We start from the raw sequence: 12,614 nt of genomic DNA, 5'->3' as shown, positions 1-12,614 counted from the left end.
TTAATCTCCTGTAGAAAACAATTCTGGATACTTCGGCTTTGAATTCTTATACCTTGATTTGATATATGCCATATCTGCTTCTACATCTCCTGTAGGATAAAAAGTTTCAAGAAAACTCATCGTTTTAGTCTCATAATTTAAATCTCCCAACAAGATAGGCACATTTGCTTTAAGTGCTATAAAATAGAATCCTCTTTTCCATACGGGTCGTCTACTCCTTGTTCCCTCAGGGGAAAGGGATAAATAGAGCTCATCACGCTTAGCAAATTCCTCAGCTAGCTGATCAGTCAAATTACTTTTTTTACTTCTATCGATAGGCATGACACCCATCGATCTAAAAATGGCACCTAGAGGAAAAAAGAAAAATTCTTTTTTCATTAAAACTGTGGTGTTGATACTATGCGCCACGAAAGCCAGTTTTCCCCAAACAAAATCCCAGTTTGATGTATGCGGTGCTGCAATAACTACCGCTTTTTTTTCTGTAGGAATATCTCCAACATATTTCCACCCAAACAGCTTAAGGATGAATTGACTTATTTTTACTTTCATTCGTTCTTTTATAGTATAATATAATCTTCAATTCTGTAATCTAAAGATTCTTCGCCAAAGGTACTAAAATAAAGACTTCCCCTTTTTTCTGAATCAATTTTGATTTCCCCGACAATTTAAAGATATTTGCATCTTAAATTCTAAACTTTAAGCATAAATATAATGGATGCAATGAGAGACAAAGTCTTAAAATTAGCAAAAGAAAAAAATGCTATCATATTAGCACACTACTACCAGACACCTGATATACAAGACATAGCCGATTTTAAAGGCGATAGTTTAGCATTAGCTCAATATGCTGCAGAGACCAAAGCAGATATCATTTTATTTGCAGGTGTTCATTTTATGGGCGAAACAGCAAAAATATTAAACCCTACGCGTAAGGTTTTAATTCCAGATATGAATGCAGGTTGTTCTCTTGCAGAATCGTGTCCTGGCGAAGATTTTGCTAAGTTTAAAGCCAAATATCCAGATCACATTGTTATCTCCTATATCAATTGCTCAGCTGAAATTAAAACGCTTTCTGATGTCATTTGCACCTCTGGGAATGCTGTTCAAATTGTTGAATCTTATCCAAAGGATCAGAAAATCATATTTGCTCCTGATAAAAACCTAGGAAGATATGTCAACGAAGTTACAGGAAGAGAAATGATTCTTTGGGATGGATCATGCGAAGTACATGATATTCTATCTGCAGAGAAAATGATGCAGATGAAAATTGAAAACCCAGATGCAACGCTTATAGCACATCCTGAATGTCCTCAACCAGTTCTTATTCTAGCAGATTTTGTTGGTTCTACAACAGCCATGCTCAACTACACAAAAAACTCTGACTCTAAGAAGTTTATTGTTGCGACAGAAACAGGTATTCTTCACCAAATGAAGAAAGATTCTCCCGAAAAAGAATTCTTAATCGTTCCTTCCGACGAATCGTGTTCATGTAACGATTGTGCTTATATGAAGTTAAATACAATGGAAAAGATATACTTGGCTCTTAAAAACGAAAAGCCAGAAATTATTCTTCCCAATGGTATCATGGAAAAGGCAAAACTTCCACTTATGAGAATGCTTGAATTATCGATCAAATAAATATGTATTTACAATTTTTGAAACAAGTCATAATCCATTCACATAGATAAATTGGATGTTATTCAAATCATTCATAAAATATTTGACAATAAAATTTAAAGGACGTAATTTTAGTATTCATTTTATAAAATGAATTCAATTACACCATTTATACTATATTAATTATGAATACAGAGAAAATTTTAGAACAATTAACTCAAGTTGGAGTTGAATATGGCCCTAAATTAATTGGAGCAATAGTCGTTCTGATTATAGGAGCTTGGGTTATTAAAGCATTAACCAGAGCAATAGGCAAGCTGATGGATAAAAGTAAGATGGACGAATCCCTAAAACCATTTTTAAAGGGACTTGTTGGCATGTTACTTAAAGCACTTCTATTCATAAGTGTATTAGGAATGGTTGGCGTTGAGATGACTTCCTTTATTGCCATTCTTGCCGCTGCAGGTCTAGCCGTAGGTATGGCTCTTTCTGGTACGCTACAGAATTTTGCTGGTGGCGTTATGATCCTAATATTTAAGCCATTTAAAATTGGTGACTTCATCGATGCCCAAGGTTATTTAGGTGTTGTAAAAGAGATTCAGATTTTTAATACAATTGTAACAACTCCCGATAACAAAACCATTATTATCCCCAATGGAGGCTTATCGAACTCTTCAATGACAAATTATTCTACTGAAGAAAAGAGAAGAGTTGATTGGAAAATAGGGATTGCTTATGGCGATGATGTTGATAAAGCCAAAGCTGTTATCAAAAGACTATGTGACCAAGATTCAAGAATACTTAAAGACCCTGAGGTTTTTATTGCTGTTTCGGAATTAGCTGATAGTTCAGTTAACTTTGCCGTGAGAGCTTGGGTAAATGCTCCAGACTATTGGGGTGTTTTCTTCGCTTTAAATGAGAACGTTTATAAGACATTTGGAAAAGAGGGACTTAATATTCCTTTCCCACAAATGGATGTACATGTTCACAAAAACGATTAATAGATCTAACACAATCATTAGATTACTAATATAAATTTTGACTTAGCCCTAAAGACTTCATAATCTTTAGGGCTTTTCATTTATTATAACACTTATTTAAGATTAAATCTGGTAAAATGGCTTGCAGTAAAAGATCAAGCTCGTATTTTTGTAAAAAGTGAATTTAAAAGAAGTTCACGCCGTACTTTACAAATTATTTCAAGTTTAATATATGCTTCCCCAATTTTTAATTGCAGCTCCCTCAAGTGGTTCAGGAAAAACAACAATTACGCAAGGTTTACTTCGTAGTTTAAGTAATAAAGGATTCTCAGTTCAACCCTTTAAATGTGGACCTGATTATATAGATACAAAACATCATGAATGGGCATCAAGAAATGTTTCAATCAACTTGGATACTTTCATGAGCAACCCAGAACATGTTAAAGAAATCTATGCAAAATACAGTTCTAAGGCAGATGCTTCTGTTGTTGAAGGCGTAATGGGGCTTTTTGATGGAGCTAACAGAATGAAAGGTAGCTCCGCTGAAATTGCTGAATTATTAGATATTCCAATTATTTTGGTCATCAATGCTAAAGCAACGGCATATTCAGTCGCACCTCTACTTTATGGCTACAAGCACTTCTATCCTGGAATTAAGATTGCTGGTGCAATTTTCAACTTCGTTAACAGCGAGTCTCACTATCAATTTATGAAAGATGCTTGCGAAGATGTAGGCGTTCAAGCATTAGGTTATGTTCCCCGTAATGAAAATATTAATTTACCAGAACGACATTTAGGACTACAAATATCAGCCAAGGACAATTATGAAGATACCATTAATGCAATGGCTTTACACCTTGAGAAAACCGTTGACATTGATAGAATTCTAGATATTTGTAAATCTAAGAGACCTAATTATAAGGCTAGCTTAAATAAAACAAATTCAAAAATAAGAATTGGAGTTGCAAAAGATGAAGCATTCAATTTTACTTATCATGAAAACCTAAGATCTTTATCAGAAATTGGTAAAATAAGCTACTTTTCTCCAATAAATGACAGCATCTTACCTGATGTCGATTTCATCTACCTTGCAGGTGGGTATCCTGAATTGTATTTGGAGAAACTATCTCAAAATATAAGTATGAGGAGAGCTATACAAGATTTTGCTAAATCTGGAGGAAAAATACTTGCAGAATGTGGAGGCATGATGTATCTCTCAAAAAATATTATTGACAAGGATGGTAATCTATTTCCAATGGTTGGTTTTCTAGACCAGAATGCCAGTATGGAAAATATGACGCTAAAACTTGGTTACCGAAAGATAAAATTAAAAGAAGAAACTCTATTCGGACACGAATTTCATTATTCTCATTTGGTTGATTCAAAAGAAGAAACCAAAGATATTGAAGTATATTCAGCAAGGGATAAACGCTTAGATACGCAGCTTATAAGAAAGAATAATGTGCTGGCTTCTTATATTCATTTTTATTGGGGCGAAAAGAATATCTATACAACATTTTGGGACAAATAATTAGAATCAAAAAGACAAAACAATTCAATACTCATGGGAAAACAAAATTGGAAACCTGGAACAATGGTCTATCCATTACCTGCCGTAATGGTAAGTTGTGGCGCAAGTAAGGAAGATTATAATATAATAACTATTGCCTGGACTGGAACTATTTGCACTGATCCTGCAATGTGTTATATCTCAATTCGTCCCAACCGTCATTCATATGAAATTATAAAAAAACATGGTGAATTTGTCATCAATCTTACAACAAAGGATTTAGCTTATGCAACCGATTGGTGTGGTGTAAAATCAGGTAAAGACTTCAATAAGTTTGAAGAAATGAACTTAACTCCTGGGAAATCAAAGGAAATAAAGGCCCCTATTATTGAAGAATCTCCTCTTTCTATTGAGTGTAAACTGAAACAGATTGTAGAACTTGGATCACATGATATGTTTATAGCTGAAGTTGTGAATGTGCAAGCTGATGAAAAATATATCGATACAGAAAGTGGACAATTCAGATTAGATAAAGCACAACCGATTGCTTATTCTCATGGACATTACTATGAATTGGGTAAACTTATCGGTCGATTTGGGTATTCCGTTATGAAGAAAAAAACAAAGAAAAAGTTAACTAAAAATAACTCAAACAAATAAGATTTAGGGTTAATGTCACAAGTTCTAACAAGTAACTAGTTCTTGTGACACAGCTTGATCTTTATTAATAAACTTAGGCAAATCAAGCGATATGCGGGTTCCTTTTCCTAGTTCAGATTCGATTGTCACATCTCCATTTAACAAGACAGATAACTCTTTACACAAAGTCAGACCAATTCCTACTCCACCATAAGGTTTAGTGGTTGTCATATCTGACTGAACAAAAGGCTTCAATACACTTAGAATTTCACTCTTATCGATTCCAATACCGGTGTCTTTTACATAGATCGAGACAAAATCGTTCCTCTCTTCATAGCCTAATTCTATAGAGCCTTCTAGTGTAAATTTAATCGCATTACTTAAAAAATGAGTAATAATTTGTTTGATCCTAAATCGATCTGAATTTACTAAATAAGAGTTGTCATTGGGTAAATTTAATTCAAGACTCAAGTTCTTATTGCTATTCATCTCTAGTTCGAATCTGTAGATTGGATATAACTCATGTAATAAACTAACAAGACAAAATTCCTGACTAACCACCTGAGTTAAATTTGATTCTAATTTCGAAATTTCAATTAATTCATTTAGAATTGCTAATAACTGATTACTACCTTCATTTATATAATCAATATATTCCTCCTTTTCATGACACTCTATTCTTGGGCTTTTAAGCAGCTCCGAGAATCCTAAAATAGAATTTAATGGTGTACGCAGTTCGTGAGAAATATTTGATAGAAATGCGGATTTAAGCCTATCTGACTCCTGAGATTTAATAATTGCCTCATTCAATTCTTTTTTCAATTGAACCTCTTTTTTTCTATCAGCCTTTATTAAGGCATGAATTAAAAAACCTGTAACAATAACAAACAACCACCCTTTATAGGTTTGTATTTGAGTTAGAAAATTGGCATCAAAATTAAATAACAACAAAACCTTGTCGGAAGCGATAATCCACAAAGCACCAAAAAAAACAAAAATGGATGCTACCCTATTTTCGATATTTAATTCACGAAAATTAATTCTTTTTTTTAAATTTTGCATTTAACTTAAAGCTTTTAAAGGCAGATCAAAATAGACGCTTGTTCCCATGTTTAAATGGCTTTCAACATGGATAGTCCCCTTATTCTTTTCTAAAAGATCTTTCACAATAATAAGACCTAAACCTGTACCTGATTCCTTATTTGTTCCTTCTTGTTGTATTTTCTTATCGATATTAAACAGATACTGAATATCATCATTATTTATACCAATACCATTATCACGAACTAAAACTTTAACTCTATTATTTTCTACTTCAGCAGATATTTCAACGAATCCACCTTTATGAGTAAATTTTATCGCATTATTAATTAGGTTCAAAACTACAGTTTTAATCATATTTTCATCACCAAATGCTTTTAAATTTAAAGGAATTATATTATTTACTTGAATATCCTTTGCTTTTGCAACGTTTATAAGTGTTTTCAAAACAGAATCAGCAATCTGATTTAAGTCAATTATCTCAGGATTCCATGAAACACCTCCAATTTGAATACGCCCCCATCGTAATAAGTTATCTAGGAGATCATTCATATCCTGAGCTGATTCATAACAATTACCCATAAACACAGTTCTTTCTTCATCTGAAAAAATCTCTGGATTCTTGGTGATAATTTCCAAAAGTCCCAATACAGATGATAAGGGTCCCTTTAAATCATGAGATATAATTGAAAAAAATTGATCCTTCATTTCATTGGACTCTTTTAACTCAGCCGTTTTTTTCTCCAAACTTGCTCTGTTTTCAACTATTTCACTTACATCATCAATCACCCAAATATTGGCATTCTCAATATGGGAATAGAGCATCTCACTAATATATATTTTAGTCCAAAGCACACTTTCATCCATTCTTTTCAGTGGAATTTCATTTCGAATAAGAGCCTTACTACCTTGCAGTTGCTGATATTCATTCATAAGAATATCATAATTACTTTTACTCAAAAAAGTAGACAGAATATTTTTTCCCAAAAGTTCTCCTTTGTCACATCCAAGAATCTCGGATATTCGATTATTTTGATCAATTATTTTACCTTCTCCATCGGTCACAATAATACCTACTAATGAATTGTTTAGGATAGCTTTCAAACGAAGATAGGCTAGTTTCGTCAACTCTTCCTGTTTCGTAATTTCAACATTCTTTCTATTCAGGGTATCATTTGCCTCAAGAAGTTCTCGAGAACGTTCTTCAACTTTTTGATCTAACTCCAGATTTTGCTCTTCTAATAACTCTTTCTGTCTGTGCTTTTGAACTGAATAAACAATTAATAAAAGAATAACGACCAGGCCTATTCGCAGTGTATTCTTGAATAAAGTTATATTCTTCTCAAAAAATGTTTTTTCTCTATTTATTAGGATAGATCCCTCAGGCAAATGACTTTCCTCAATACTATATTTAGATAAAATCGAATGATCGAACTTAATGCTAACTGCTGATTTTTCTAATACTGGAATCATATTTGGATTTGCCCCTTTTACAATAGATAGGGCTAATTCTCCTGCAAGTTTTCCTTGCATATAACCACTGGTTATATAACCTCCAACAATGCCTTTGCCTAAATAAAAGTCCCAAGAACCATAAATGGGTACAGAACTAGCTCTACTAACAGTACCAACAACATCGTTAAATGAATAATAGTCTCCATCAGCATCCATCGTAAAAGGAGCTAAATATATCATCCATTCTTCGGATAAGCTTTTAACTTTATCTTGAATAGCCTTCATATTACTATTATCCAAATACTCAATATGCATCTCTTTCTCGAGATTTGGTAAGGCATTCATGATAATTACCTTATTTGCCAAACCCGTTACGGTTCTATCATTAATAATTAAAATCTTTCTTTCTGAATGAAGCTTGTGCATAAGCATTAAGGTAGAATCAATAGCAGCATACTCTGCTATACCCGTTATCTGACTTTCACCCTTTAGCAATTCTGGATTATAGTTATTAACTCCACAAAAAACAATTGGAATATTCTTAAAAAATCGTGCTCTATTTTTTATCACAAAATTTAAAGCATTATTATCAGATACAATAATAGCATCACAAGTTACTTTAGAGCATAGCAGTTTATATTTTTGCTCAAAAGACTCGATAAATATTGGATCAACAAATCGTTTCGAATCCAAATATTCGTAAAAAGTCTCAATTTCATTTTCAAGGGGAGTTAATACAGACTCAATACCACTCGAAATACTATCGGTCCATACAAAACTCTGATGATAGGAATGTATTACCAAAATATGTTTTTTGTTCTTACTTAAGGAAGTCATACCAAAACTTGAGAAGAAAGAAGCAAATACTAGAAATAAACTTAAAAACAAATAGCGCATATTGGATAATTTTTCGAGTAACTGTAATCTATTTTTATACTTATAGAATTTACAAATAAATAATGTTTTTTACTGCATAAAATTCTTTACGCCCAGTATAAATAGATGATATTTAGTGTTTTTATAAATATCCCTCAATCATATCGTTCATTATATAACAAAAAAAACCTGCACAAGTGCAGGCTTTTTATATACATTCAATCAAAATAAAGTTCAATTATCACTTTAATTTAAAATCTTATCGAATTCTATCCATTGACCGGATCATTGCCTCATCCCTACCAATATTTCGAATTGCCAGATAAGATAAAACGATGCTTACTAGTGGAAAAGCATTAATTATACTGTAGTTAGCAATAGCTTGCATTAATTCTACTTGCGAATTAACATTGTAATACACTAAACCAACTATTCCCAACAAACAGAAAATATTAAAAACCGTTAATCGAATCTGACGAATACGTTTTTTGTATGAGAAAATAGTCACTAAAACATTTAATACAATAACTGCTAATAAAATGGCTACTGGATAGGCTTTAAAAAGCATAGGTTCGCCTTCTGTTAAAGAAGGAATTCCTCGGTATATAAATGAATAAGAATTATTTACTGAATCGATTAATTCTGCCAAAGGAAAAAAGAACATCAATGTCATTAGGACTAAAACACCTAATAGGAATAAAGTTTGAATTCTTTGAATCATAATTTTGTTAAAATTGAAAATTAATATTTTAGGACTTAACTTTTCTTAAAAAAGCATTTCCGAACACAAATTTAATCTTAAAAATAAGAGCAGCAAATTTTCACCCACTACTCTTACCTGTCAACTTACAAACTATAAAATTATCTTCTATCCTTTACACTCAACCCTTCTTTTTTAAAGACATATAATCAATATAATACAAAAGCTTTACTGATAAAGAATTAAATCTTGTTGCATCAAATGTATTTTTCAGGTTGTTTATAAAACGATGTGCTATCTTATCATCGTCGCTTGATATAGAATTCTTCCAAACTAAAGCCAATTCACTTCCTGGAGCAAATCGCCACGAGTATACCATATCGATATTAAAGCTATTAAAGTTGATATCGTGATTATCAGAATAGTCAATCGCTTTTAAACGGCCATTATCCAACAAGGTATTGAAATCTTTATATTCTGCTTTTGCCCAATAATGACGTGCTCTAAAACTCAGAGACATTTTATTATTAAAAATATAATTAGCCGACAATCGATTCTCCAAATAGGCTGTATTCCTTATCCCAATATATACAGTAGTTAATCCATCAATTTGTTCGTCATTTACATAGCCCATATCATCCAACTGCCTATTCCAATTGAGTCTGTATTGCATCGTAAACTTATCGTTGAATCGATATCGGGGTCTTAATGATAAAGAAAACACAATTAAATCGTCAGTAGAAAAACGTTTCCCATATTCCATCTCAACATCAAAAGCAAACTCTTTTCTGTAATCAGAGGAGAACCAAAGACCAAAAAATGCAGAAGAACCTTTTCTTAGTTTCATTCCATCAACTCTAGGCTCAAAAAAATCGTACTGATGCATAGGTCGAACGTTCCCATATACACCAACAGAATTATAGGATTTGAATTTAAATCTTGAATTATAGTAAACGGTAAAACGCGAAAAACGAGCTGGATTATACTGAGTTTCATGGCTAAAAGTCAAATTATTATGCTGAGCCAACAAGATTCCCTTAGGCTTATAGATATGATAACCAAGACTTAAATTATTATTAATGACATTATTCCTATTTAGAAACCCCATATCATTAGGATTATAATTATCTGATATCATCTCGTTGGAGAAACTCCAATTAAACTTCCCGTTAATTTTCTCAAACGAAACTTGATGATGCTGACCAATCAGTCCATCCTCTCCTTTCTCATAGCGTTGAGATAATAAAGCTTTTCCCTTAACTTGAAACATTCTTGTCTTATCCTTTAATAAAAATTCAGTACCGCTTACATTGGCCATATAATCGTCATCAGGAACACTTACATTTGTATTAAACACAGACACATAGGATTCATTCCTCAAACTTTGATCAAAAACTAACATATTGTAGTTTGCAAAGGCCTGAGTCTTGTATTTACGCTTTGAGCCTGTAATGGTATCTTTTATATCAGCATAAGTATTACGAATCATAGAGTTCAAAAAACCAATTCCTAATCCTTTACTAGTTCTACCTGATATTTTGGTCGAATTTATAATTTTGGCTTCTATAGGATTATCGTATACAATCTCATTCTCATCAAGCTGGTCCTCTACATCATATCTATATTTGGGAGATGCTCCTATCCTTTTCGAATAAAAAATGCCACCTCTATTAAAGAGTTCAGTTGCTTCAGTAAAAAACTGTCTCTTCTCATCAAACTTTGTTTCATATGGAGAAAGGTTTAAAATCTGATCGTCTGATTGGATCTGCCCAAAATCAGGAATCAACATCATATCTAGAGTAAAACTCTCATTGATACCATACTTCAAATCAAGACCTCCCCGATAATTCGTCTCAAACGATGATTTATCTGACGATTTATCAACATAAACCGAAAAATATGGGGAAAAAGAAAGACGTGTTGGAGGCTTAATATTCTCTATACCTTTCAGAACACCTGATTGATTAACCCATCCAGATTCTTCTTTATCAATAAAATTCCAACTTACTTTTTCCTTTTCACGTTGTATATTACGAATAATATTGATTCCCCACTCCTGTACATTTTTATTAGGAAAACGCAGTGCGGAATATGGAATTTCAAATTCAGCACTCCAGCCCTCTTTCCCAATATGAGCACCACTTTTCCAGACGCTATCCCAATTACTATCTTCTCTATTCTTAACAACTTTAGCATCAATTTGCACTCCCATAGGCGTCACAATAAATTCGAAGGCATCTAAACCATTATTAAAGGGGTCTATTAGTAAAAGAATGAAATCACTATTATTTAAGTCGTCTCGTTTGCTTAGCTCCTTCAAAATCTTATCAGGCTGATCATCAAACATCATAACGCCTACAACAAGAGAATTATCAGTATAAATAAACTTTGCTTCCGTTCTAAAATTTGAGGGCGTTCCATTATCAGGATCCAATTGCACAAAGTCATTAGCAACAGGAATATCTTTCCAAATAGCATCATCTAAAATTCCATCAATTTTAGGAGTATGATTAACACGTTTTGCTTGAATTTCTTTTTTTGAAAAGGCTTGTGTAGGTTGATAGAAAGCAAACAGCATAGCAAGCGCTAGGAGTAGGTATTTAATCATAGTGGTGTCGTTTTCTTTGGTTAGTCTAAGTCCATTTTTATAATCACTTATCATACCAAACCTCATATAAACCTAATTATCAAACCATATGATCTTTCAAGTCAGAAAAGAAGTGAACGCTTACAGAACAATTGATGTTCGAAAACGAACATCAATTCAAATGTAAAATAAAAAAAAGGCTGTTTCTTACGAAACAGCCTCGAACAAATATTTTATATAAGGAAATTAGTTATTACCCAAAATAAGAGGCATACCTTCTTTTCCACTACCAATAACAACCACTTTCGAATTAGGTGATTTCGACAGTTCAATAGTTGCTTCAATTCCACGCATCTTCAATAGAGCCGTAGTCAAACTACTATTAATAATCTTATTCGCATTAGATTCACCTTCAGCAGCAATACGCTTTCTTTCGGCCTCACTCTTTTCACGGTCTAGTTTAAACTGATAAGCTAAAGCTTCTTGCTCTTGTTGCAGCTTACTTTCAATAGCTGTTTTAATTTTTGCAGGCAAATTAATCGAACGAATCAATAAGGCCTTCATTTCAATATTATTCTTCTTAAGAATTAAAGACGTCTCAGTAATAATAGCATCTTCAACTTCTTTTCTACGAGTAGAATAAATTTCCTCTGCCGTATAGCGTCCAGCTACTTGACGAACAGAAGAACGTACCTCAGGTACAACTAACTGGTTGATATAATTCTTACCAAAAATCTCGTGTAAATATCCAATTTTATTATAGGTTGGATTAAAACGAACAGATACGTCAATATTTACAGACAATCCACTTTTATCCAACACATCCATAGTCTCTTCACTTTTCTGCTCCTTAACATCATACACATGTAAATCATTCCATGGTGCAATAACTAGAAAACCAGGCATAATAATATTCTCCTTATCTAAGCCTGAAGAAAATTTACGGAAGATTACTCCACGCTCCCCAGGCTGAAGAGTTTTAAACATACTCGATCCTGACATAACTAGAATCAGTGCAAAAGCAGCAACTACGATTAAGAAATAAGGTTTTTGTTTCATTTTGTTGAAGTTTAATGCCCAATCAATTAAATATCATTTTAGTATAAGAACAACTAAAATCATCCTTTAAGTATAGGCTTTAGAGTCATTATAATTTTCATTAATAGAAAGGTAAATATAGCATAATATATTCATTGGTGGAATAAGAAA

10 protein-coding genes are annotated in these 12,614 nt (G+C 32.7%); 4 read left to right on the top strand and 6 right to left on the bottom strand.

Features of this window, described 5'->3' with window-relative positions; translation table 11 throughout:
- Positions 1-549: a lysophospholipid acyltransferase family protein gene (locus DWB61_RS16595; RefSeq protein ID WP_125032059.1), complete on the bottom strand. Its 549-nt coding sequence runs from the start codon at positions 547-549 to the stop codon at positions 1-3.
- 171 nt (positions 550-720) lie between these two features.
- Here DWB61_RS16595 and nadA point away from each other — a divergent pair, with 171 nt between their 5' ends.
- From nadA to DWB61_RS16575, 4 genes are all read left to right on the top strand, one after another.
- Positions 721-1,638 (top strand): quinolinate synthase NadA, encoded by a 918-nt coding sequence (nadA, locus tag DWB61_RS16590; RefSeq protein ID WP_231602283.1) that lies wholly within the window; start codon positions 721-723, stop codon positions 1,636-1,638.
- Between the two features lie 164 nt (positions 1,639-1,802).
- Positions 1,803-2,618 carry a mechanosensitive ion channel family protein gene (locus DWB61_RS16585; RefSeq protein ID WP_125032057.1) on the top strand — a complete coding sequence of 272 codons (816 nt, stop codon included), beginning with the start codon at positions 1,803-1,805 and terminating at the stop codon, positions 2,616-2,618.
- A gap of 211 nt (positions 2,619-2,829) precedes the next feature.
- The gene (locus DWB61_RS16580; protein ID WP_125032056.1) at positions 2,830-4,128 is read left to right on the top strand and encodes a cobyrinate a,c-diamide synthase; all 1,299 of its coding nucleotides are present in this window, start codon (positions 2,830-2,832) and stop codon (positions 4,126-4,128) included.
- 33 nt (positions 4,129-4,161) lie between these two features.
- On the top strand, positions 4,162-4,767 hold the full coding sequence (locus DWB61_RS16575; RefSeq protein ID WP_125032055.1) for a flavin reductase family protein: 606 nt from the start codon (positions 4,162-4,164) through the stop codon (positions 4,765-4,767).
- A gap of 24 nt (positions 4,768-4,791) precedes the next feature.
- Here the strand turns inward: DWB61_RS16575 and DWB61_RS16570 are convergent, their stop codons facing one another.
- The 5 genes from DWB61_RS16570 to DWB61_RS16550 all read right to left on the bottom strand — a co-directional run bounded on the left by DWB61_RS16570 (position 4,792) and on the right by DWB61_RS16550 (position 12,464).
- Positions 4,792-5,808: a sensor histidine kinase gene (locus tag DWB61_RS16570; RefSeq protein WP_125032054.1), complete on the bottom strand. Its 1,017-nt coding sequence runs from the start codon at positions 5,806-5,808 to the stop codon at positions 4,792-4,794.
- Complete coding sequence (locus tag DWB61_RS16565) at positions 5,809-8,139, bottom strand: ABC transporter substrate binding protein (RefSeq protein WP_125032053.1); 2,331 nt, start codon at positions 8,137-8,139, stop codon at positions 5,809-5,811.
- A gap of 238 nt (positions 8,140-8,377) precedes the next feature.
- Positions 8,378-8,839, bottom strand: coding sequence for a DUF4293 domain-containing protein (locus DWB61_RS16560; protein ID WP_125032052.1), 462 nt, complete (start codon positions 8,837-8,839; stop codon positions 8,378-8,380).
- Between the two features lie 160 nt (positions 8,840-8,999).
- Positions 9,000-11,480, bottom strand: a complete 2,481-nt coding sequence (locus DWB61_RS16555) for a DUF5916 domain-containing protein (protein WP_158614453.1) — start codon at positions 11,478-11,480, stop codon at positions 9,000-9,002.
- Positions 11,481-11,651: 171 nt separating this feature from the next.
- Entirely contained in the window at positions 11,652-12,464 is an 813-nt protein-coding gene (locus tag DWB61_RS16550; RefSeq protein ID WP_125032050.1) for a prohibitin family protein, read from the bottom strand.
- Positions 12,465-12,614: the final 150 nt, after the last annotated feature.

Origin of the sequence: Ancylomarina euxina, assembly GCF_003863355.1 — a bacterium.
Classification (GTDB): Bacteria; Bacteroidota; Bacteroidia; order Bacteroidales; family Marinifilaceae; genus Ancylomarina; species Ancylomarina euxinus.
The sequence above is the reverse complement of the archived record's forward strand: the minus strand, read 5'-3'. Positions and strand labels throughout refer to the sequence as shown.